Origin of the sequence: Acidiferrobacter thiooxydans, assembly GCF_003333315.1 — a bacterium.
Classification (GTDB): Bacteria; Pseudomonadota; Gammaproteobacteria; order Acidiferrobacterales; family Acidiferrobacteraceae; genus Acidiferrobacter; species Acidiferrobacter thiooxydans.
Genome location: NZ_PSYR01000002.1, coordinates 86,831 through 108,985, shown reverse-complemented (window position 1 = coordinate 108,985; position 22,155 = coordinate 86,831). Strand labels below are relative to the sequence as shown.

Below are 22,155 nucleotides of genomic sequence, written 5' to 3'. Positions count from 1 at the left end.
GCCCTCCCCCTACGCGCCCTATACGAACAGGTCAGGCCGGATCGCCTCGCGGCTGACCTGGCCTCCTGTGGCCACCTCGATGGCGACGGCATGCTCGCCTTTGGGTAGCTGGCCCCGTAACCACTTCCAGACGGCGGCCTGCGACACGCCGCAGGCCTGCGCGAGCCGCCCCTGGCTTCCCAGGATGGATACGGCGCGCGCGACGGCCTCTGTGCCTGTGTGGGCGTCAGTCGTGGCGATCGTCATGGCTCTCTCCCCTTGCGGCGCTGCGCGTGCTGCTGCCACTGCGCGGCGCGGGCGCGCTCGCGGTAGTGGTCATGAATGGCTTTGTGTAACGAGAAGAGGAGCTGGCGGGCATCCTGCGCCGTGAGCGACAGGGTGATGATGCGACTTGCGATTTCCAGGTCGACCGAGGCCGAAGTGGCGCTCGGCTCGAGGGAGGCCCTCTCCTCCGCGATCGGCCCGCGGCCTTGGATCGGGCTTTCGGTCAAATCCCCTGCCATCAGCCGGCGCCGCATAATCCCTCCTGTCTCCACACGTCATCCTCCCCTCTCCCTCCTTGGGCGGATTTCGTCGGATGCCCTGTTCCGGCAAGATCACGGATCCTGGGACTTTGTCGGCTCGGTTCCGGCATCTCGTCAGATCGCCGCCCCCGCCCTACCCTCTTCGGCCGTAATACGCCCCCAAAGAGCTGCTCCTCGATCGCCTCGTAGGCCGTGTCCGGACGCGCGTGGGATAATGCGCGGTTCCTAAAAAGCCCTCGCGTCCTTGCGAGGGAATGCCTGCCGCGGGAGAAGAGATGGTTAGTCATGGCGCTCACTACGTTCTTGTGTGTTGTCGACCTTCAATTGCCCTTTGGTAAGAAGCTCAATCTGATAGGCGCGCAACTTCGGTACACGTTCCCCCCACTGATAAATCGCTTGAGGGGTACATCCAAGGGCGCGCGCAAGCGCAACCGCCGTCCGAAACTGTTTAATCGCGTCCTTGGTTCGCATGCCAAAAGTGTAAGCATGCTTACCCTTCGGTGTCAAGCATGCTTAGGACCATAGTCAGTAAGCTTTCCAACATGGGGAGTACTGGCGAACGGATTAAAGAAGCGAGGCTACAAGCTCAGCTGACGCAACAGGACCTAGCGGACGCCGCAGGGGTCTCGCGGTCAGCTGTGGCTCAATGGGAAACCGGCGAAACCAAGCACCTGCGGCCCGAGAACCTCTTTAATATCGCGGAGCGGATCGGATGTTCGCCGAAGTGGCTCATTACGGGAAAAGGACCCAAACAAAACATCTCGGATATCGATAAGGGACCCGAACGGCAAGTATCGCTAATCCCCCTCATCACCTGGGCCCAGGTGAGGGATTGGCACGAGACAGGAGGCGCTCACTCCTCAGCCCCGACACTGGAACGGGTCGCCGTCATTGGCACGTTCGGCCCCCGGACGTTCGCGCTCCATGTGTGTGGCGACTCCATGGAGCCTGCCTTTTTCGAAGGGGACACGATCATCGTGGATCCTGACCGGGAACCCAAGGGTCGCGATTATGTGATCGTCATTGGGAAGCCCACATCGGAGCCGACCTTCAAGCAACTGCTGGTGGAGGTCGATGAGCGATACCTCAAGCCGGCGAATCGCCGCTACCACATTCTTCCGGTTACCGCGGATATGGTGATCGTGGGGGTCGTGGTGATGAAGATGCGGGTGTATTGAGGAGTGGGTGGAATGGGAGGATACCCCCAACATGATCAACAACAGCTGCGTTATTCTGGCGCGACCCAATACGGGCGACTACTACGAAGGCGACGGCAATTCTTTGCGCGCGATTTCTCCGAGACCCATCGTCTCCCCCGCACAGATTCTATGGGATACCAATCTGCAGCCTGTCGTGTTTCGTGAGGACTCCTATGACCCAACAACAAGGGTCCGTCGTGGACGGTTTTATTGCCAAATAGACGGAACCAGCTACATGCTCGAAAAGGTCCAATGCTGGCCTTATCTTCCCCCGCTGGTAACCTCGGCCACAGGCGTTATTTTCGTAGACAAAGCCGGTCTCTCGATTACCGAGAAACCTGCTCGTGAGCATCGGCCCGTCAAGATCAGGCTGGCGCGCGGCCATGTTCCTGCGCCAAGGCATCCAGAACAGTACCCAGCTCTCCGGCCCCAAAGCACAGGCGGTACTCCCATCGTCCAAATCGTCCGTCATTTGTTACCGCGCGACACCAGCGCTCCGCTGCAGCCTTCTTGATCATGGCATCCCCAATCTGTCCTTTTATTTCGACGAGTAGCCGGCCGCCGTTCTTCAGTTCCACTATGAAATCTGGTAGGTACTTCCTAGAGACGCCGTCCTTTCGGTATGGAACGACGAGCCCGAGTCGGTCGTTCTTTACCCAGGCTTCGACCGTCGCGTGCGCGCCGAGAAGCTCAGCGGCCTGGCGTTCCCAGTCCGAATCGAACACAGCAGCATTAAGATGGCATTTCCTGACGTCGTGCAAGGCCTTACCAGTATGGAAGTCCACAAACCGGGTGGAGCGGGTGGCCGCGGCCCCGGGCGCCAGAATCGCCTTCTCCTGACTCGCGCCGCCCCCGTCCACAGACTCCATGGCATTGAGCAGCATCGCGATCGCCTTTCCGAAGTATGGGTTGAGCGCGAAATCCTGCTTTGCGCGCGTTTTGATTGGTTCGACATGCTGATCAATGAAGCGTGTCGCGGCCCCAAGCATCTGCGGAAATAATCGATGTGCCGGAATCGAGTCCCCTCGGTCCGCCTTCCACTTCTCCGTTAGGACTTTCGCCAGTTCGAACGCTACCTGCTGCGTCCGAACCCCTTTACGCCAAGCCTCCAGATTTACTCTCACCGCAGCACCGGGGCCGAATGCAATCAAACGCCCGTCCTGTGCGGTCAGACCCCGCAGGAGCACATCGTCCGGAACCTCATCCGGGTCGAGCACTAGCTCCCCAACACGATCCCAGTTCACTTTCACCTCAATAACTCCCGGGTCTTGATAGCCCTCAACAACCGGGAACTCGATCTCGTACTTGGCGCACTCCGGATCGGCATAGACATGATTTGCTGGCGGCGATGGCGGCTGAGGCTTGCCGCCCTCGACCTTGAATGGGATGAGCTCAAAAGGTACCCCAAAGATCTGTGCTGTCTCCTCTGTGAAGAGATTGGTTTCGGGATCCACTACATAAGATGTGCGGCGAAGTGCACGTCCAACTACCTGCTCACAAAGAAGCTGCGAACCGAACGGCCGTAGCCCGACTACGTGCGTCACCGTTGTGGCATCCCAACCTTCTGACAACATCGACACGGATATGATGCAACGCACGTCTCGCCCCGGTGGCACGTCGGGGTTTAAGATGACCCGTCTGCTGTCTTCATCCTCCAGTGCTTTGCGGTTGTTGCGCTCGACTAGAGCTGCGTATTCCTCCGGCACTTTCTTGCCCGCCCACTCCGTCTTGCCGATCGTCTCAAGCACGAACCGCAGCCGCCGCGTTTCGTCCTGGCTGCCGCCGGTGGCGATGTCCTCGTCGACTTTGCTGTCGATGCGGATCGTCATCTCGCGACCGAATGCGTTCCGGAACTCTGGCACGCCGGCGCCGTATTGTGCGCTGCCGTCCGCTATCCATGCATAGAGTTCTTTTGCGATGGTGGTATCGCGACACACAATGATGAACACGGGCGGTACATCCTGCTTGCGATTACCCTGCGCGAAGTGCTCCTTCCATTTTGCGTAGGTTTCTCGCCAGCTCGCCGCGAGGGTGACGATCGGCGAGGTCGCATAGCGCATCACCTCAGCCACCGTCACTGGCCCGATATGCCCGTCGTTTTGCGCCTGTCGCTGTACCCAACGCCAGACATTGAAGTACCGCGGCACCTCCCCACCGGTACCATCCTCGGTTGGTAACTGCGGCACCTTGACGAGACCTGCTTCGATCGCCTCGAGCAGACTGAAGTCCGACACTATCCAAGGGAAAGGTTTACCCACTTCGTTGCCGCTGCCTTGAATATAGAATGGGGTCGCCGACAGGTCCACGCAGAAGCGTATCCCATTACCGCGCCCACCTAGCGCCTTGTTGATCCGATCCAGTCCCTCGATCCAGATTGTTGCCTCGCGCGCGTCCGCTTCGGCGGTCTCCTCGTCGACTGCATACTGATCCGTCTCATCGACCGCGCCTCGGCGATAGGCGTGATGCGCTTCGTCGTTCATCACCAAGATCGCGGAACTACGGCCTTTGCGTCCGCCAAGTATCCGCTGCAGGAACGCGGCGTCACTCTCGAAGTATCGGGTCTCCTTGACAGTGAACGCCTTGGGCGTACCATCACGCTTCGTTTCCACGCTTACAATTCGGAATGCGCCCACGGTGGCCTGGTGCTGGATTTCGTCCGCCGATTGAGTTGCCGACACTTTGATTGTCCGAAGTGTTTCGACCGGCAAACCGCGCTTAACTACCCGGGCCGACTGGCCGTTGACGTCACTGAGTTCGCGACGCTCCAGGTTGTGCCAGTTAGTAATGAAGACTTCGCCGCGCCGTAAGTCCATCATCCGGTGAACTGGAACGAGCTCCCGCGTTCGATAGAGCGACAATTCGTCCAGCTCGGGCTTGAGCTCCTGAAGGCGATCGCGGATCGTGATGTTGGGGCAGAGGATCAGCACCGTGTCCGAGTACCCCGGCGCTTGAGGATCCGCAACCTTGTTGAGTATCGACCATGCGGCCAGCATGCCAATGACAGTGGTCTTTCCAGAGCCAGTCGCCATCTTGAGCGCGTAACGCTGAAAGGCACGGTAGCCGGCTTGCTTTGCTGCCGGTCCGGGCTCATCGAGCGGCACCTCGATGCCTTGCCTCAGGTCATGGGGCCCCTCGACCAGGAAGATCACCGTCTCTGCCGCCTCAACCTGGGCATAGAAAAGTGGCTGCACCCGATCGGGTGCGCGCCAGAGATCGATCAACTCACGGGTTACTTTCGTGGCACCCTGGTACTCTCTTTTGCGCCAATCCTGCACCCGCTGGCGCAGCAGATTCGCCAAGTCGAGCAGGTACTCAGTGCCCTTAACATCTTCATCGAATATCTCGACCTGACCGGCTGCGCGGCGACCGCGGGCAGCGCGTTCCGGCACGCGAAGAAAGTAGCTCGCCAGGCGCCGGCCCGGCCGTTTCTGCGGCGCCTTGCCTTCCTCGATGTGCCAGTGCTGCTTCGGCTCTTCGTAGGGTGTGTTGATAATCGGATTCTCAACGGCGTTGATGTGCGTCGCCATACTGATCACTCCGCCACGTCGAGGACGCGCATCAGCTCGTTGCCACGTTCGTCGATCACCTTTACAGCTACGCGTTTTCGCTTCCCGAGCGCGAAGGGCTCACTTACCGTACCTGCCAAGTGGCTCCACACCGTCTCATCAAAAGTAGCCTTCAGTGACCGCTGCAGGTTGTCCCAGGCACTAGTCTTTGGGAAAAACACCTGCGTGGCGTAGAAGCTAAGTCCGTCATAGTCTGAATCCAGCATCCAGCAGGGCACATTCTCGCCTCCTACAGATTCAGTTTCGAGTGACTCGGGATCGAAAAGGTCCAACCCCTTCAGCTCTACCTCGTACAGTGGTTGCCCGTCGGCCCCCTTCTTTTTCGACTTCCGGATATTGAAGTCCGGCAGGCCGGTAACGGAGAAAATTTCGGAGGCGCGCGTGGTTTTGAGCAAATCAGACATCGCAACGTCGGGTGTTACGGCTATATAGGCTGCTGGAATGCGCAGTTTGGCGTCCTCGATCATACTGCGTGCGTTCGGCTCAACTGCGAAACCAAAGAAGTAGAGTAGATCGTACTTAAGAAAGTGCGCCTCACGAGCGGCCTCATAGACGAGCGACGCCGACACCGCGCCGTCCTGCGGCCCGAAGACGATCGCGATTCTCTTGTCGCCTTCCCTCGCCTCGGCGTGCAGGTACTCGGTGTCAACGGTACGCCGAACCCCAGCCAAGGCAAGTTCGCGGTTGCCTGGCAAATGTAAAGTCTTAGACTGTCGCAGTACCTCTGTCATACGCTGGATATGTGTGGCAACCTCGCTTTGGGTAGCGCCAGCGTTAACACCGGTTTCAAGCGGCTGCACCGGTGCGATCGTTGCCTCGACAACGAATGGTCCGGACACGCGCGTGACGCCGGGCACTTCCTCCGGCCGATCAACCAGTACCTCAATAGTCGGTGGCTCGTCGTTAGCAATCGACTTCAGCGTGATGTGTGGCACAAGTCCTCCAACCTCTTCTCCCTTGCGGTTCTGCTTCCGCTTGTACACAAAACCGCCCGTGGGGCCGGACTGCGGAGACTTGAGTTCGTAGTAGGGAAAAGTAGCAGTAAGCAGACGCTGCCGTGCTAAAGCGAGCGGTACACGAGACGTGTCAATTGTGATCCAGCGGCGGCCCCATTGCTCTGCAACATATGCAGTGGTTCCTGAACCGCAAGTTGGATCTAGCACGAGGTCGCCTGGCTCAGTACACATCATTAGACAACGTTGAACAACCGTCGGGTTTGTTTGTACAACGTAGATCGGATTAGCCGCACCCCCAAGTCGGTCCCACAAGTTGCTCATTGATCTAAAAGGAAAGTCACTAAAGTACTTTACGAAACGGATCTCGTTCTCCGTCGTTACAGTCCGCCCAGCGGCTATAACCTTCATTAGCGAGACCTTTGGAATTCCCCACCAGCGACGTCCCGATGTGAAGATCTTTCCATTCAGCTCGACCTCGTACTTAACTCCCGGTCCTGGCTTAGAAAACGTCACTGATCCGAAAAGGCGTGCGTCGTTCGGGAGTTCGACTTCCCCTGATCTTTCTTCTTTCGTAACACGCCTTCTGGTTCCATCGGTTCGCTCGAGCATGTCGAATCCATCAGAGATTGGATCCGAACGCATTTCAAAGAGGGGTCGGTACTTCAAACTGGGCGCCCTTCTTGCGTACCAGAGGAGATAGTCGAGACGAGTTGACACCCGCGTTGTGGACTCTAGTCCTCCACCCGCCTTGGCAAACGAGATCAGCGAAACGAAATTTCCTTCATCAAATACTTCATCCATAACCTCTCGCACGTGATGTAAGTTCTCATCTGAAATTTGCACAAATACACTGCCACTCTCATGCAATAGTTCTCTTGCTAGCAATAGCCTGTCGCGAAGGTAAGTAAGATACGAATGCAATCCTAGCTCCCACGTATCGCGGTACGCCTTCACCATCTCCGGTTCGCGAGTCATGTCATCGTCGCCCCCGTGCTTCACTGCTCGCTTACGCACAAACGGCTGGAAGTTGCTGCCGAACTTCACTCCGTACGGCGGGTCGATGTAAATCATCTGCACCTGCCCAACCATGCCCTCGAATTCAATCAGCGAATTCATCACTGCGAGTGAATCGCCCAGGATCATCCGGTTTTGCCATGGACCCTTGTGTTCATACGCCTCGAGGTTCTCGCGGATGTCCATGTGCGAGTCGCCAAACAGGTCGAGCGTCTGGCCACGTGCCTTGCGGTGTCTTATCCCATCCAGAATGGCCTTGGTAGAATGCCGCTCATGCACGAATAACGGCACTGTCGGCACCCGGATCTCACGCCGCTCCGCCTTACCAGCCCAGTTCAAGTATGGACTGGAGATGTCCTGCAGCAAACGCGCCGCGTCGGCGATGGATGTGACCCGCACCGCGCCGCCCTTCCACTCCTGAGGCTCACCGAACACCGCGCTTTCGCCCTCCTTGCCCGCGCGAACAATTAAGCCGAGCAACCATTCACCGAGATCACGTTCACGCTGCTCGTCCCACGACAGCGCCGGGTCGAGTGAACTGTCATACCGGTAGGTTTTTGGAGCCCTCGTGGCCTGAAACTGGTCTTGTACCCCCGCATCCGGTCGCTGCACAGCCTGATCGCGGTGGCGGTACTGCGCAGCGGTATCGGAAACGCTATCGTCCTGCGCCTGCATCTCAGATATCTCATCCTTGACCACACCGGATGAACCGTTGCCGCTGTGAAGCAGCCGTTCGACGAGTTCCTCCCTCTTGCCATGCGTCGACTGGCCCAATGAACCGAGCGCGTTGCGCAACTGCGCCATATTGAGCTTCTCAATCAGGTGCTCCGGTTTCGCGCGCTTGGCGCTGGCGAGCGCATCGGCCATCGAGTCGCGCGATCGCCGATCGGCGTCGACGCCAATCTCTTCACACAGCTCTTTGATCTGCTCCGGTTCCAATGATTTGAGCAATGCTTTCTTAAGATTCATCCCCATCCCTTATCATTTCTGGATCGCGGCCGAGCACAGGTTGATGTAGTCACATTGCCCACACGTCTTCTTCCCCGGGCTGGCCGGCAACACGTTTTGCCGCAATGCAGCCGCCGCCGCCCGCACGTCGCGTTTTACATCCTCGATAAAATCATCATCTACAGACCGCCTCTTCTGCTTTTGTTCGTCCAGCTCGTAGATCTCCACATAGTCCGCGTCTCGGCCGGTGAGCTCACGGTAGCCGAGCGCGTAAATGTGAAGCTGGGTCTCGGTGACCGCTTCAGCCTGTGCCCGATCATTTGATTTCAGATCCACGATCGTCACCTCACCGGTATCCACCCGCCGCACCAGATCGATCCGACCTGCCACCGCGACGCCGTCTCCCAGCGCTATCTCAATCACCTTCTCGGAGAACTCCAGGTTTTTGAACTCGGCGGCATTCTTCCTGATGTAGCCCGCGATTACCTTTTCGGCCGCACCACGCAATTGTTCACGTAATGCCGGATAGGCATAGGGTGCGCGCAGATGACGCTCGACCAGCGCCTGTGCTTCGCCAGGATCAATTGCTTCACCTCTGAGCGCGCGAGCGTGTACTTCAGCAAGCGCGTCGTGAAGCGACTTGCCGAATCCGAGGGCTTCGTCTAGTGGCGCGTTGAATCCATATAGAATTCGCAGCTTGAACTGATACGGACACTCGAAGAAGTACTTCACGTCCGAGAACGACAGTGTGACGTTGGCGACCGATGCCTTCGGTTTCGGATCAAGTCGTTTGCGATCGATGTAGTCTTGTGGCCGGCGCTTGACGTACTTAGAAGCCAACACTTCATTGAAAAAGTCTGAGGGCGCCTGGGCGGCACAGTTACCATCATGTGGTGCCCAACTCATGTGCAGGTACTTTTGCGCCCGGGTGGCAGCCACATAGAAGAGCCGCTGCTCGTCCTCAAGTCCGCCGCGGTAACGTGCCGCATTTAGAAATGCGTCAGCCGGGAGCAGATGCCATGCTGTACGGCCACCGCTGCTCTTGGAGGGGAACCGGTTTTTTACAAGTTGCGGGATGAATACTACCGGCCATTGCAGGCCCTTCGCCTGGTGCACCGTCATGATGCGGACTGCGTCCGGGGTTACGAAAGCGCTGTCCTGCCATCCCTCTGGATAGGCGTGCTCGGCGTGGTAACGCAGAAAGCCGGCGAAACTCTTGTACTTCTCAACCGGGCTCGAGTGGAAGTGTATGCTCTCGAAGTCAGAGATTGCCTGACTGAACTTGCCGAGGTTGTAGAAAACCACCTCACCTCTGCCACCTGGCACCCGTTCCTCACGCAGCGCTGTGTTCTCGAGAAACGCCACGAACTGACGCTGCAAATTGTAGACCTTGAACTGACCGATAGTAGCGCTCATCATGTCGGCGCGCGCCTTGGCCACCGCTGCGATGGCGGCATCCAGCGCCTCTGGCGCGATCCCAAGATCGGCCAACTGCCACGCGCTCCGGACGGCCGCCTCGTCTGATTCCTCGGCAAGGTAGTAAAAAAGCTGCCGCGCCGCCTCCACCTCTTCTTTTTCAAAAAGATTATCCATTCCTGTGATGACGTAGGGCACCTCGGCGGCGTCGAGGGCCTCCATGATCGGCGCGCCATCGCGTTGCACTGACCTAAGCAGCACCGCCATGTCCGACCACGAGATACCGCGATCCGTACCATCTTCCGTGATCGCTGTTCCGCGCAATGCGCGGCAGGTCCCGGCAATATATTTGGCCTCTTCCTGTGGCGACGTGAATCCGAGCGCCACGATGTCTCCCGGCTCATAGACCTGTGCCTGTGTAGCCTTCATTTCCTTGGGTAGCCGCCGTACGATTTGCCGAACGAATTCGCGTGCAACTGCCACAACACCTTCGCTCGACCGGAAATTGTCTTCCAATCGGACCTGCGTCACATCCTTGTACCTGCGCTCGAAGCTTAGAATGTTCTGGATGTCGCTCCCGCGCCACTGGTAGATAGTCTGATCATCGTCGCCAACTACGCACACTCCAGCACCGAGCTTGTGCAATTCCTCGACCACGGCATCCTGCACAGGATTCATATCCTGATACTCGTCGACAATGACATGTTTGATCCGAGCCGCTAGCCGCTCCCGCAGCCCACGGTTTTCTCGTAGCTCTTCCACCGCTTCCTTGAGGATGCCTGAGTAGTCGAGATAACCTTTCTGGTGCAGCAGGTGCTCGTAAGTCCCAAGGTGAGCCGCCACGGTGTTCCCTGCAAGCTTGGTCGGATCGAGCGCAAAGTCTTCGCGCAAGATTCCCAAGGCGGAAACGTAATGTCGGGTGTCGGTGTAGCGCTTGAGCGCCACCCCATTCAGCGTGGTGCACTGCGTCAGCCCTGATGCTTTCGAGTGACGGTCGATGAACAGGGCCTGCTGAACCTCGTTGAGTACCTCGTACTTCATGTAGGCCGGCACCTCGAACTTCAGCAGCTCTAGGCAGTAGCCATGAATCGTGCCGACATACATGTCCGCGAGACCAATGACATCCCCTAGCTGTTCACGGCACCGGGTATGAATACGTTCCTTGAGCTCGGCCGCTGCTTTGTCGGTGAAGGTAAACGCGACGACATTCTCTGGTGCGCATCCAGCACCACCACCTGCTAATGGTCGCAATAGGCTTACGACGCGCTGCGCTACGACTTCGGTCTTGCCCGACCCTGCGCAGGCAATGAGTTGTAGGTTCCCTGCGATGTGGTTCATTGCTGCCAACTGCGGGACGGTGTATCGGGTTCTGTCCACCCCTTCAGCCCTCAAGTCCGCATGTGCGGATGCCAGGTTCCGCCGTATGCATATTCCGATTTCTTACTTGTTCTCTGCGTGTACGGAAGTCCGGATTGGTGACCTTTGTTTACAACGATCGTTAAACTCCAGCCTAGCGGACACAGATGCCTCATCAGCCTGTTCTTCCCTAAATAAAAGCCAATTGACGCGAGACAGGGCTCGTTGTTCTAGCATCCGCAGCCTTGATATGCTTGACGTGCGCGCCGCAATAGTCGCGCACAGCATTGGCTACCATAGAGCGATGGCAAAAATTGAAGTCGGCCTCGTAGCACAACAACGCGCAGGTCGCCGTGCTCACCAACTCTGACAGTTCAGAGATCGCGGAGTGCTGCGTCTTGAGGTGCCTCAGGAAGGCCTCGGTGTAACGCTTCCAGTTGCGGTCTTCGCGGTAACGATCGCGGATCGGCTTCGGGCAGCCGAGATCGCTCATATGGACATACTTCTGACCGGAGAGGTGAAGCACGCCCGCCAAACTTTTCTTAGAGAAGCCAGGCTTGCGCGACACGGGATACTCACGGACATCGACGATGGTGTCGATCCCGTGTTCCGCGAGCAGTGACAGAAACCTGTCAATGCTCAGCCCTTCATAGCCGATAGTGAAAACGATCATTACCGTGTCCTCGCACGAGGTGATGTTACGCGAGAATAGCGTACCTGGCGATGGGCGGCTTTGTATCGCGGCCCCTGGTGTTGCACGTTATCCACAGATTCCGGGGATAGGTCTGGGGATAAGCTCTGCCACCCGAGGGAGGACGCCGGGACGGCGGGCTGCCCGAAATACAGGCACCCCCGGGCAATTTGTCAGGAGTCGTAAATGACATGACAGGGGATGCTTTCCAGGACGCCCGTCGCCACTAGGCGTAGAAATGTCCGGACGTCGTAGGTGAGGACACCCTCAGGATCGCCTGGGGCCGAGTCGAGAAACCGCAGGTGGATAGGACACCCCACCTCTTCATGGGGTACCCTGACAAAGACATCGCCCGTGCGCGTGTCACGATACAGCTCGAGAGACAGACCAAGATCGTCATTCATTGCGCACCCCTCCCCGCATGCCAGGCGATGGTCGCCCCAGCGTAGCGCCTCCAGGCGTACGGCGCAGCCCGCTATTCGGAGGGGTAGGTGAGATTTTGGAAGGGCCTAGTTAATAGCCACCCTCTGTGGCGGGGATATAACAGCTCTTGTATGTTCCACGTGGAACATATCCGACGCCCCGGAAAGGCCAGCCTACCCCGCGGGCCGTTCCGATCACAAGCGGTGCGCGGCACCGCACGCATCCGCGGACTCCCGCAGCCCGGCCCGAGTCCCGCCATGGAGCGCCCGGCCATTGCGTGGCGGGCTCCGATCCTGCCGCCCCAGGCGGGCAGGCCTTCAGCCGGCCGGCACCCCCACGCCCGCGAAGGTCTCCGCCTCCCACAATCTGGCGGCCGACAGCTTTCCCGCCAGACATCGCGACGCTCGGGGTGTTTCGGGCGGAAACGCACTCCGGGGGTCGTTGGAGGCGACGGTCCGTGCGATCAGCGGATCGCGCGGCGTAAAGCGCGGACTCAAGAAGGCTTTACGTAGCTCACCCACTCGTCCCGGATATCCGGCCCCTCCCCCGTTTGGGTGGCGACAGGCTTGTGGATGGCCGATCCTCGGACCGGGACGGCGCGCGCCAAAATGGCCTGGGCGTCCGGTATCAAGCCGGCCTTCTGAAGACCCAGAAGAAACGCGGATGTGGAGAGCACCAGAACCTGATCCGGCAGACGAATCAGGAAGGAGGTCTTGCGAATGTCGCTGTCCTCGAACAGCAGGAGGGCCCCCGCGTGTCCCTGCGCCAGTTCGCGGGACAAGATCTCCGCGGCGGCCTGCTCTCCCCGATTGCGGATACGCGCCGAGGGATCCATCCGGCTCAGCAACACGAATTCCTCGAAGGTCTCCGTGCTGTCGACGCGCACCTCTTTACCCGTATGCCGGCGAATCCAGTCGAGCAATGCCTTGGCCCCGGGCTTATCGGCATGGCGCGTCACCTCGAATCGCACCATGTCGGGAATGATGACGGGTAGCCGCGGCAGGAGCAGGGTGTCCAGGGACTCCGCGACCGCCAGCGTCACAAGCGGCCCCGCATCCGTCACGATGAGGGAAAGATTCATCGCCGCCGCGCCTTTGCCAGGATCGCCTGAAATCGCTGCTGCTGGTCCGCCGTCAGAGGGTTGACCTGGGGTGGGGTGAGCCCCAGGCCCGCCAAGGCCTCGAGGACATCCCCATACCAAGGATCGCCGATGGCATCCCGGAGATCGGACCACGCCAGACGACCCTGTGCATAGGCGGTCAACAAGGCGGTTTTCCGCTCGGCTGGTACGACTGAACTGGGTGGCGTGATGGCCGCGATCGACAAGGCCGGTTTGCCATTTTTGGTGACGACCACGGTCCCCGTGGACAAAACCTCGGTGAGGATATCGCCAAACCGGTTCTTGGCCTCTGTTGCGGACACGATTTTCATAAAGGCTATTTTAGCTAATATGGCTATATTGGCAAGGTGTGCGGTCGTGGTCACTGAGGCAAGGTTGGGCGACACGAGCCCTGCGATCGGCTCGGGCCGATGACGCCTTTCAGGGGCTTGACACACGCCCTGCGCCCACACATAAATATGTGATGCCGCCCAACACCATGCGAGGCGTGGCCCATGCTGAAAAATACGACACTCAATCTGCCCGACACTCTCCTGGCGCGCACCAAGTCCTACGCTGCCGCCCATGGCACTACCATGACCGCCTTGATCCGGGCGCACCTGGAAGCTATCACCGCCCCTGACGCGGATCTCCGCGAAGAGGACGCCTTATTGGCGTATTCCCAGGGGCTCTTAAGCCGTCGGGACGCCCTGGAACGTCTGGGATTACGGGATAGCGCCGCTTTGCTGGTGGCCCTGGGTGAAGCGGACCTGCCCCCACCGTACCCGCCCCCGCACGTCATCGAAAATCAAGCAACGACGTTCGCGAAGATTTGGCGATCTTCATGAAGCGGGCCACCCTCATCCTGCCAGACGCCGGCCCGATCAATAGTCTCTGGGTGGCGGATGAACTGTCGCTGCTCCTGGCGCTTGACATGCCGATCGTGGTGGTCGACGCGGTGTACGACGAGCTTACGAGCGACCTTACCTATCGCAAGGACCGTGATGTTAAGGCCTTCCTCGACGGTCACCAACCGCCATTCCGGATCGCGACGACGGATATCGGGCAACAGGAACGGGGGAAACGCAATGCCGGCCGTCCTTTGAAAAAGAATGCGGGCGAGCTCGCTATTGTCGATTTTCTCTCCTCGGAGAATGGGTTGCGCCATTACTTACAGGCGGGGGATCCCGTCGTGCTCCTGTTCGAGGATGCCGATGTCCGTGTTTTCAACAAGCCGCCCCATCTCCATCTGTTGTCGACCGTTGGCCTGTTACGCGGCCTCGAGCGCGTGGGGATCATCCGCCAAGCGGATCCCATCATTCACGCCATGACCCACCCCATAGCGCCCGGTCGCCGCCCTGCCGATGCCCGGATTTTTACCGATTTGCCGGAGGGAATCGATGAACCGGCCCGGATCGGCAGCACCTGGGAGCCACCAGGCCCCCGGTGATCCCTATTTATGGCTTATGGGGAAGGAATTCCCGCTTACCTCGAGCCCGCACGATGCGCCGACCCGAGCACTCGAGTCGTTCCCCTGCGCGAATGACGCGCGCAGGATCACCGGCGGCCAGCGCCGGCGCCACGGTGAGAGCTCAGGCATGGGCATGCAGCGAAATACCCAGGGCGTTGACGACCTTCAGGATCGTACTGAAATCCGGACTACGCTCACCAGAAAGCGCCTTGTACAGGCTTTCCCGGGAAAGCCCCGCGTCCCGCGCGACCTGGCTCATTCCTTTTGCGCGGGCGATGTCGCCGAGTGCCTTGGCGATAAAAGTGGCATCGCCGTGGGCCTCTTCAAGACAGGCTTCGAGATAGGCGGCCATCTCTTTCGAGGTGCGCAGATGCTCGGCGACATCGTAACGACTTGTCTTGATCTTGGGCATAAATAACGCACTCCTACGGTGAGTCTCTAAGAGGAAAGATTCCTCGCTAATATCAAGGCCCTGCGAACATCGGCCTTTTGCGATCCCTTGTCGCCGCCGGCGAGTAGGATCACGAGCGCCCGGCCCCGACGCACGAAATACGCCCGATAACCGGGGCCATAATCAAATATCCGTCCCGACTGAGATTTGACTGGCATAGCGTCTTACCTCTCTTGCCTCTCTTGCATTGGCTTTTCTGAGGCTGACAATGCGGTGTCCGGCACGGTGATCCCTACACACATTTACGAGTGCAAAGATTTCATCGCCATCTCCGGATTGGAAGCGACGATCTTGAGAAGGGCCGCTGCGGGGCCGGTCGGGTGGCGTCGACCCTGTTCCCAATTCTGTAAGGTCTTGACGCTCACCTGAATCAGCGTGGCAAAATCCTGTTGTGAGAGATGGACACGTTCCCGCACGGCCCTGACATCAGGTACCACCACTTCAATTCGACGCGAGGGGGTCGTAGTACCCCTGGCAATCGCGCCTGCTTCTTGGAGGCTTTGCAGAAGGTCATTAAAGAGGGTCTTGTCCATGGCTTAACTCCTTTACATAGGTCCGTAATACGGCCGTCTCCCGAGCCGTCAAGTTGTCCTTTTTCGACTTAGGGTAGACGACCAGAAGGTAAATCTGGTCCTGTCTCGTAACCCAGTAATAAATCACGCGAATGCCGCCACTTTTGCCGCCACCGGCTAGGGCGTAGCGCAATTTGCGGATACCACCACCGCCCCGGATGAGGGCGCCGCGTTCCGGGTCCTCCACAAGGACATTCTGTAAGAGCCGATACTCGTCATCGGTCAAGAGATCCGTTATCAGGCGAGTGAATGTCGGGGTCTCGATGAATTCCATAACCGTATGCTATACGCCATTGACGCATACGTCAATGGCGTACTCATACCATCTTTTGAGTGTTTCCCAGTGGCTACATCTTGTCGATAGGAAATGCATGACGCATCCAAGGTGTGGCCACCCTATTTACGGTCCATGGAAAATAGGCCGTGATCGATTCGGACCCCGCCCCATCCGCTGATCGGGACGCTCGGGCAATTCGCCCGCGCGAATGACGGGCGCAGGATCACCGGGGGCCGGCGCCGGCGCCACGGTGAAAGCACTGATCTGGGCGCGCGCCCGCCCATAGTGGCATTGCGCCGTGATCGTGGAGGCGTGCCCCATCAGGTAGGCCAGATCCCAGGCGGATATCCCGGCCGCGCGCGCGTTGATCTTGAATTGATGGCGCGCGGAGTAGAGAGACGGTCCGCGCGTCCCGGCGCGTTGGTACGCCCGGTTCAACGCGCGCCGGGTGTTCCGATAATGGGTCGCGAAGGATATCCCCTGGATCTGGCGCTCCCGCAATAAGGCCAGGTGACGGCGCACCCATTCCTCGGTTTCCGGTGTGAGGAGTGCGATACGCCGCAGGACACCATGCCCGCGGCCGTTGGTGTGCTTGGCATTGTGCACAGTCAGGACCGCCCTGCCCCCCGGGTTGGGGTGATCCAAGGTCGCCTGCGCCCATTCCCCCGGCCGCAGCCCTGTCCGGATCCCGGCCTCCATCCAGGCCATGATGTCCTCTTGCGTGGCGACACTGAGGTGCCGGCAGGCGCCCTGCAAGGCCCGGCGTCCGGTAATCCCGACCGCCTTCACGGGACGCGCACGCGGCCGCGACACACGCCCCTCGGCCGTGGCCTTCGGGACGACGTCCCCGGCCGTTCGGCCGGCAATGCGTAACGCACTCGTATCGACGCCCATTTCCCCCAAAATTGCCTCGAGTGCGGCCCGATATTGGCGCCACGTCGACCCGGAAAACTCGCCTTCACGGCGCTTTTTGGTAATCCATTCCATCAGACCTGCCACATCCCCGCGTCCGGTGGCCTTCCGGTACCGTCGAATGAGCTGTCGGACACGGCGTCGGTATTGGGTCTGCGTTTCCATCGTACGCGCACCACCAGTAACGGGGCCCCTGTTAGGGGCCCCGTTACTGGGACTAGGCACGCGACCTAGTAACGCTTTTGGGTATTCCATGAAGGCGAGTATAGAGAGGTCTTCCTATCTTGCCCACTGGACAAAGCGGAGGAGACCCCCTATCCTTCCCCCAACGCACGTTTTTGTGTCGCCAATGGGTTGGAAAACGACAGCAAATCACCCATCCGCGACATATCTGCGTACGTTTTACGTCAGGTGATGGGCGATTTGCGTACGAAAAACGTACGTAAAACGACAGTGAAACGTCAGTGAATCGCCCGTCCGCGACACATCTGCGTACGTTTTGCGTAAGTAGATGGGCGAAAAGTGTACGCGAAACGACAGTGGCACGATCGTCCCGCGGGATCACCTGAGAGGGTTGTGCGTGTCCTAAGTCGGGGATAGAACACACTGTCTATGCTTCTGTAAGGGGATGGGATTGGGATCACGGATCTGGGGGGCATAAGGCCGATGGGGGTGGCCGCCAGCGTGGCGGGCCTGCTGGCGGGGTGTGCCAGCGCCCCTGTGCGTCCGCCGGTGGATCCCCCGTACGCGGCCGTCCTGTCATCGGCTGCCCGCCAGGTGAGCGCGGCCTGGGGGGTGACCGCCCGCGAGTCGCGCGTCTTCGAGCCGGTCCCGCACCTGCCCGCCTTGATGGACGCCCCGCCGGGGCTCCAGGAAACGGTCCGGGCCGATTGGGTCGGCCCGCCCACGCCCCTGGTGCGGGCCCTGGCGCACCGGGCCGGCTGGGCGTTCCGCGAGCTCGGCACGCCCCCGCCCAATGAGTCCGTGGTGACCGTGCGCGGCCGCCACCCCCTTCTGGTCTTCTTGGAACAGATCGGCTCCCAGATCACTAATGGCCGCGTGATCGTCAATGCCCGCACGCGCGTGGTGGCACTCGATTGGGAGGGGCCATGAGCCCGTCGTGTTTCTCTTGCCGAACCCCCGACGTCTTGGCCATGGCGCGCCCCGCCCTCACGATCCCGGCCCAGGTCACGCCCCGGGATGGCCGCCATTCCCGCCTGCTTGCCTCATTGCGTGCCGTGAAACCAGGGCATGGCCTCTTTCATGGGGGCCTGGGGGTCACCTTGCGTCAACGGGCCTTGCGCGAGGAGGCGATCTCCTTGGGGGCCCAGGGAGGGCTCTACTATCGCTCGCGGCAAATCAACCGATTCCTCGAGGCCGAATCGGCGCGTCTCTCGCAGATCTTCAATTTCACGCCCTTGCTCCTGCACGGCCAGGTGTTGCCGCCGCTCGTGGCCCGGATGGCCCCCACGAGTTATCTGTCGGCCCAAGCCCTGTCGATGACCCAGGTCCTCGCGGTGTACCGCATCCTGCGCCCCGCCCGTCTCGTGGCGGTGGCGCCTACCTGGCGGCAATGGTTATGGATGCCGCTTCTGCCCCCCCGACCGCAGGAGATCCCGCTCGCCCTCTTGCCGCACACGGCCCGGGAGCGCCGCTGGTGGCAGAAGGGCGTGTACCAGGGATGGCGGGACGGGATCCGCCAGGGTGACCGGCTTTTTCAGGAGCGGGTGCGCCGTCTGCGCCGCGCGCTCCTCGGGCGCCTGCTCTTCTTGCGTCTGGCGAACGCGGGACTCGTGTCCGTGCCCCGCCTCGGGGTCGGCAATTACGGGATCCAGGTCGGTCATCGGGTGCTGCGAGACGGTGTGCGACTCTTTCGGGTCATGGCGCCGGCGCGCTTCCTGGCGACCGCCGGTTGGCGGACGCCTGTCATCGCCACCCCCGACAAACCCCGGGCAACGCGGCCATGACCCCGAGTTTCCGCGCCTTCGCCGCCGATCCGCCGGTCCTCACGCCGGCGGCGGTTCAGGCCCTCTTGCGTCACGCGGCGGCCGTTCATGCGGCCTCGGACGTGCAATTCATTCCCGGCTACCCGGCCCGCGCCGCGATCCTGGGTGAGCTGCAGGACCTCATGGGGCGTCCGCTCTCCCAATACGACACCGCGGCCGTCGTCGTGGCCACCCGCGGCGTCGAAGGCGAGTCCCTCGTCCGGGGCGGCGAGGCCGTTTCCTATTCCACCGAGATTCCTTTGCAGGAGGGCGAGCCCATCCACAAGGGGTCCTTGCGTTTTCGGACCGAGGCCGCGGCCTGCGAGTATCTCGCCGACACAGCACCCCGGGTGGTGTTCCGCTATCTGCCCTCGGCGGTCCCATCCCTCGAAAACCAGAATCCCGGCCTGCCGCCGGACCTGCAGGCGGCCGTCCTCCCGCACCGCGGCATGGTGCTGGTCGTCGGCGGCACCGGCACCGGCAAGTCCACCTTGCTCGCCGGCATCATCCGGCGGCTCGGGCAAACCCGGGCCGACACCATCCTCACCTTCGAACAGCCGATCGAATTCGTCTATCGCCCCCGGCTCCTCCTGGCCGAAGGACCGTGGCGCGCCACCGTCTCACAGTCCGAGATCGGCCGTCACTTTGCCTCCTGGTCGATGGCCCTGCGCTCCGCCCTGCGCTCGGGCCCGCAGGTCCTGCTGGTCGGCGAGATGCGCGACGCCGAGTCCATTACGGCGGCGGTGGAATTCGTGCGCACCGGGCACTTGCTGTATTCGACCATGCATGTGGATGGGGTGGCCGCGATCCCCACGGAGATCGCGGCCCGCACCGGCAATGACGCCAGCATGTTGGCGCGCGTAACCGGCGTGCTGTCGGCGGCCGTCTACCAGCGATTGGCCAAACGGGCCGATGGCGCGGGCCGGGTGGCGGTGCGGGAGTACCTCATCATGACGCATGCGCTCCGGCGCACGCTCCTGCCCTTGTCCGCGGCGGACGCCGAGGCGTGTCTGGCCGATGCCATGAAGCGCGCGGGCACCGATCTGGAGTCCGAGGCCACGCGGCTCGTGGACCAGGGTGTGATCACGGCGGATGAAGCGCTCCGCGTAACAGGAGGGTTATTGTGACAATTTCCGAAAGCGATATCAGCCAGGCGATCCCCGTGGGCGTGGATGACGGCTATGCCCAGACCAAGGTCTGTAGTCCCGACCCGGCGTCTTTGCGGACCGACGTGCCGGGAATCCCGCTCGTCATCCCCTCGCGGGGCCGCACTGGCCCGGCGAGCATGGGAGGGGCCGAGGGGGACGTGCCCCCAGCGTCTACCGCTGCGGCCACGAGGTGGTGACCGTGGACGCAGGACTCATCGATCCCGAGGAGACCCGCGGCGAACAATACAAGACCTCGGCCCTCAACCGGGCCGTGGTCTTCCATGCCCTCCATCGCGCCGGACTCGATGAGCCGGCCGCTCGCGGCCGCGGGCTCTGTCTCGTGACAGGCCTCCCCTATAGCCGCTACTTTGCCTCCGTCGGGACGCGCGATAACGCCCAGATCGAGGCCAAGACCCTCCATTACCAACAACCCGTCGCGCGCCTGAACGGCTCGCCGATCGCGCGGATCGTGTGGCACACGGTATCGCCCGAAGCCGTGGCGGCGCTCGCCGCCCATAACGTCGAGACCCGCAATCCCGGGGGGCGCTGGTCGGCGGTCATCGATATCGGCGGTCAGACCACCGACATCGTCTTGGTGACCCGCAATACCGATGGGGTGACGATCGATCACGCCCACTCCGCGACCGCGCCAACAGCCATGCTCTCGGTCCATGACTACATGCGCCAGAAGATCCCGGGGCTCTCCCGCCGGGCCTGTGAAGAGGCCCTGCGCCAGTTTACCCACATGCAACGCGCGCTCGTGCGCATCGAGCGCCAGGATCAGGACATCTCGGAACTGGTGGCGGACTCCTTGGCCGCCGTGGGCGCGGTCATCGGCCGGCAGGCCGACCGATTGCTGGCCGCGGCCTCGGCCGACATCGATCTGATCCTGGTCGCGGGCGGCGGGGCCGAGGCCCTCGGGCGCTTTCTGCGCATTCGGGGCGTGGAGATCGTGACCGATCCCCAGACCGCCAATGCCCGCGGGTTCTTTTATAAAGCGCGTGAGCGGATTCGCGAGGTGCGCGCGCGAGGGCGCGCATGAAAAGCTACCGACTGACGGTGTATCTGTTACGGGACCGCCCCGACGAAGCCAGGCTCATCGAGGCCATCGAGGATGTGCCCAGTGGGTCCGGCCGACGCCAATGGCTGCATGACGTCTTGCTCGCGGGCTTTCGGAAGGTGGGCTCTTACGAACGCTGGTCGGAACGGTTGCGCGCCCGCGTGCCCGGTGTCCTGGTCCCGGTTCGCGATCCCGAGGCCGATCCCGCGAGCCCGGGTCATTCCGAACCCGCGGTCCCGATCCCCCGCGGGCCCCTCCCGTCTCCCCCGCATCCTTCTGAGGATACCGAACCATGCGACACCTTGAACTTGTTGTGATGCTGGCGGCGGCGATCCCCGCCGCCCAGGCCTCGTTTCTGTACACCGCCCCGGTTCCGCCGGCGCCGGCGCCGCGGGTATCGGTCACTGGGTACACGCTCCTCACCGAGCCCTCCGTCACCCAGGTGGGCCGGGGGACGGTCGGCATCGCCCAGGGCTTTGCCCGCAACATCCCGCTGTCGATCGCGGTCGCAAGCCTCGTCCCCAAGGGGTGGACGGTCTACGGCAAGGGCCTCTCCTGGTCCTGCCCGGTGTCCTGGTCCGGACCGCTCCCCTGGACGCGCGCCCTGTCGCGCCTGATGGACCAGTCCGGCGCGCAAGCGCAGGTGGTGTGGTCGCGGCACGTGGTTTTGCTGCGTCCCCGCCCCACGCTCGTGGGCGGTGACGTCTGCCAGTCCTGGGTCATGGCCCCCGGCGCGCAAGCGGCGACCATCGCGTTGCCCTCCGCCTTCTCGGCCCGCGGGACCGGTCCGAAAACCGGCGTCCCCTTGGTCCCTGCCCCCGTGAAGACCTGGCAGGCCCGCGTCGGCCATACGATCCGGGCCACCCTGAACCGGTGGGGCCATCGGGCGCACGTCCGGGTGATCTGGCGATCCGCGCAAGACTGGCCGGTGGTGGCAAACGCCCGCTTCACCGGCTCTTTTGCCCAAGCCGCCCTGGCCCTCCTGTCGGCGATGGTGGCGCAGGGCGTCCCCATTTCTGCGCGCCTGTATGCCAATCACGTGTTGGTGGTCTCCACCACAAAGGCGGGTTCATGACGTCCCGGGGAA

The 22,155-nt window shown here is 61.2% G+C and carries 24 protein-coding genes and 1 pseudogene; 10 read left to right on the top strand and 15 right to left on the bottom strand.

The genetic code is table 11. The features are described 5' to 3' along the window. Positions 1-18: 18 nt before the first annotated feature. The 3 genes from C4900_RS07605 to C4900_RS17235 all read right to left on the bottom strand — a co-directional run bounded on the left by C4900_RS07605 (position 19) and on the right by C4900_RS17235 (position 995). Entirely contained in the window at positions 19-246 is a 228-nt protein-coding gene (locus C4900_RS07605; RefSeq protein WP_114282884.1) for a Cro/CI family transcriptional regulator, read from the bottom strand. Continuing rightward, positions 243-518 carry a hypothetical protein gene (locus C4900_RS07600; RefSeq protein ID WP_147267158.1) on the bottom strand — a complete coding sequence of 92 codons (276 nt, stop codon included), beginning with the start codon at positions 516-518 and terminating at the stop codon, positions 243-245. Before C4900_RS07600 ends, C4900_RS07605 begins: the two co-directional genes overlap by 4 nt. A gap of 285 nt (positions 519-803) precedes the next feature. Continuing rightward, positions 804-995 carry a Cro/CI family transcriptional regulator gene (locus tag C4900_RS17235; RefSeq protein ID WP_083996397.1) on the bottom strand — a complete coding sequence of 64 codons (192 nt, stop codon included), beginning with the start codon at positions 993-995 and terminating at the stop codon, positions 804-806. Between the two features lie 38 nt (positions 996-1,033). Here C4900_RS17235 and C4900_RS07590 point away from each other — a divergent pair, with 38 nt between their 5' ends. Beyond that, a complete protein-coding gene (locus C4900_RS07590; protein ID WP_114282882.1) occupies positions 1,034-1,702 on the top strand; it encodes a LexA family protein in 669 nt (222 codons plus the stop codon). A 386-nt stretch (positions 1,703-2,088) separates the two neighbouring features. Here the strand turns inward: C4900_RS07590 and C4900_RS07585 are convergent, their stop codons facing one another. The 7 genes from C4900_RS07585 to C4900_RS16005 form a co-directional block, all read right to left on the bottom strand. Beyond that, the gene (locus tag C4900_RS07585; protein ID WP_114283460.1) at positions 2,089-5,250 is read right to left on the bottom strand and encodes a BPTD_3080 family restriction endonuclease; all 3,162 of its coding nucleotides are present in this window, start codon (positions 5,248-5,250) and stop codon (positions 2,089-2,091) included. A 5-nt stretch (positions 5,251-5,255) separates the two neighbouring features. Next, a complete protein-coding gene (locus C4900_RS07580) occupies positions 5,256-8,228 on the bottom strand; it encodes a DNA methyltransferase (RefSeq protein ID WP_211306830.1) in 2,973 nt (990 codons plus the stop codon). 12 nt (positions 8,229-8,240) lie between these two features. Further along, positions 8,241-10,961, bottom strand: coding sequence for an ATP-dependent helicase (locus tag C4900_RS07575; protein WP_114282881.1), 2,721 nt, complete (start codon positions 10,959-10,961; stop codon positions 8,241-8,243). Positions 10,962-11,169: 208 nt separating this feature from the next. Further along, positions 11,170-11,652, bottom strand: coding sequence for a DUF488 domain-containing protein (locus C4900_RS07570; protein WP_114282880.1), 483 nt, complete (start codon positions 11,650-11,652; stop codon positions 11,170-11,172). Between the two features lie 191 nt (positions 11,653-11,843). Next, entirely contained in the window at positions 11,844-12,074 is a 231-nt protein-coding gene (locus C4900_RS07565) for a hypothetical protein (protein WP_114282879.1), read from the bottom strand. 512 nt (positions 12,075-12,586) lie between these two features. Then, complete coding sequence (locus C4900_RS07560; RefSeq protein ID WP_114282878.1) at positions 12,587-13,174, bottom strand: hypothetical protein; 588 nt, start codon at positions 13,172-13,174, stop codon at positions 12,587-12,589. Then, positions 13,171-13,524: a type II toxin-antitoxin system Phd/YefM family antitoxin gene (locus tag C4900_RS16005; RefSeq protein WP_170132472.1), complete on the bottom strand. Its 354-nt coding sequence runs from the start codon at positions 13,522-13,524 to the stop codon at positions 13,171-13,173. The genes C4900_RS07560 and C4900_RS16005 overlap by 4 nt, the downstream gene beginning before the upstream one ends. A gap of 183 nt (positions 13,525-13,707) precedes the next feature. Here C4900_RS16005 and C4900_RS07550 point away from each other — a divergent pair, with 183 nt between their 5' ends. Both C4900_RS07550 and C4900_RS07545 read left to right on the top strand, forming a co-directional pair. After that, the gene (locus C4900_RS07550; RefSeq protein WP_114283457.1) at positions 13,708-14,040 is read left to right on the top strand and encodes a hypothetical protein; all 333 of its coding nucleotides are present in this window, start codon (positions 13,708-13,710) and stop codon (positions 14,038-14,040) included. Beyond that, complete coding sequence (locus tag C4900_RS07545) at positions 14,037-14,642, top strand: hypothetical protein (protein WP_114283455.1); 606 nt, start codon at positions 14,037-14,039, stop codon at positions 14,640-14,642. Before C4900_RS07550 ends, C4900_RS07545 begins: the two co-directional genes overlap by 4 nt. A gap of 142 nt (positions 14,643-14,784) precedes the next feature. Here C4900_RS07545 and C4900_RS07540 read toward each other — a convergent pair whose 3' ends face one another. The 5 genes and pseudogenes from C4900_RS07540 to C4900_RS07520 all read right to left on the bottom strand — a co-directional run bounded on the left by C4900_RS07540 (position 14,785) and on the right by C4900_RS07520 (position 16,962). Beyond that, on the bottom strand, positions 14,785-15,075 hold the full coding sequence (locus C4900_RS07540) for an addiction module antidote protein (RefSeq protein ID WP_114282876.1): 291 nt from the start codon (positions 15,073-15,075) through the stop codon (positions 14,785-14,787). A gap of 26 nt (positions 15,076-15,101) precedes the next feature. Further along, a pseudogene (locus C4900_RS17230) lies at positions 15,102-15,239 on the bottom strand (type II toxin-antitoxin system RelE/ParE family toxin); the annotation flags it as partial. 117 nt (positions 15,240-15,356) lie between these two features. Continuing rightward, a complete protein-coding gene (nadS, locus tag C4900_RS07530) occupies positions 15,357-15,647 on the bottom strand; it encodes a NadS family protein (protein ID WP_114282875.1) in 291 nt (96 codons plus the stop codon). Next, positions 15,628-15,960: a type II toxin-antitoxin system RelE/ParE family toxin gene (locus C4900_RS07525; RefSeq protein ID WP_114282874.1), complete on the bottom strand. Its 333-nt coding sequence runs from the start codon at positions 15,958-15,960 to the stop codon at positions 15,628-15,630. Before C4900_RS07525 ends, nadS begins: the two co-directional genes overlap by 20 nt. 126 nt (positions 15,961-16,086) lie before the next feature. Beyond that, positions 16,087-16,962: a site-specific integrase gene (locus C4900_RS07520; protein ID WP_170132471.1), complete on the bottom strand. Its 876-nt coding sequence runs from the start codon at positions 16,960-16,962 to the stop codon at positions 16,087-16,089. A 579-nt stretch (positions 16,963-17,541) separates the two neighbouring features. Between C4900_RS07520 and C4900_RS07515 the strand changes: the two genes are divergently transcribed. The 7 genes from C4900_RS07515 to C4900_RS07485 are packed head-to-tail and all read left to right on the top strand — an operon-like array spanning position 17,542 to position 22,143. After that, positions 17,542-17,988, top strand: coding sequence for a DotD/TraH family lipoprotein (locus C4900_RS07515; protein WP_114282872.1), 447 nt, complete (start codon positions 17,542-17,544; stop codon positions 17,986-17,988). Further along, positions 17,985-18,842 carry a type IV secretory system conjugative DNA transfer family protein gene (locus C4900_RS07510; protein ID WP_114282871.1) on the top strand — a complete coding sequence of 286 codons (858 nt, stop codon included), beginning with the start codon at positions 17,985-17,987 and terminating at the stop codon, positions 18,840-18,842. Before C4900_RS07515 ends, C4900_RS07510 begins: the two co-directional genes overlap by 4 nt. After that, positions 18,839-19,987: a type IV pilus twitching motility protein PilT gene (locus C4900_RS07505; RefSeq protein ID WP_065972404.1), complete on the top strand. Its 1,149-nt coding sequence runs from the start codon at positions 18,839-18,841 to the stop codon at positions 19,985-19,987. Before C4900_RS07510 ends, C4900_RS07505 begins: the two co-directional genes overlap by 4 nt. Continuing rightward, positions 19,984-20,205 (top strand): hypothetical protein, encoded by a 222-nt coding sequence (locus C4900_RS07500; protein ID WP_114282870.1) that lies wholly within the window; start codon positions 19,984-19,986, stop codon positions 20,203-20,205. Before C4900_RS07505 ends, C4900_RS07500 begins: the two co-directional genes overlap by 4 nt. A gap of 2 nt (positions 20,206-20,207) precedes the next feature. Continuing rightward, positions 20,208-21,050, top strand: a complete 843-nt coding sequence (locus C4900_RS07495; protein ID WP_170132469.1) for a ParM/StbA family protein — start codon at positions 20,208-20,210, stop codon at positions 21,048-21,050. Further along, positions 21,047-21,385: a hypothetical protein gene (locus C4900_RS15835; protein ID WP_147267157.1), complete on the top strand. Its 339-nt coding sequence runs from the start codon at positions 21,047-21,049 to the stop codon at positions 21,383-21,385. Before C4900_RS07495 ends, C4900_RS15835 begins: the two co-directional genes overlap by 4 nt. Further along, positions 21,361-22,143 (top strand): TcpQ domain-containing protein, encoded by a 783-nt coding sequence (locus tag C4900_RS07485; protein ID WP_114282867.1) that lies wholly within the window; start codon positions 21,361-21,363, stop codon positions 22,141-22,143. The genes C4900_RS15835 and C4900_RS07485 overlap by 25 nt, the downstream gene beginning before the upstream one ends. The last annotated feature ends 12 nt before the right edge of the window (positions 22,144-22,155 follow it).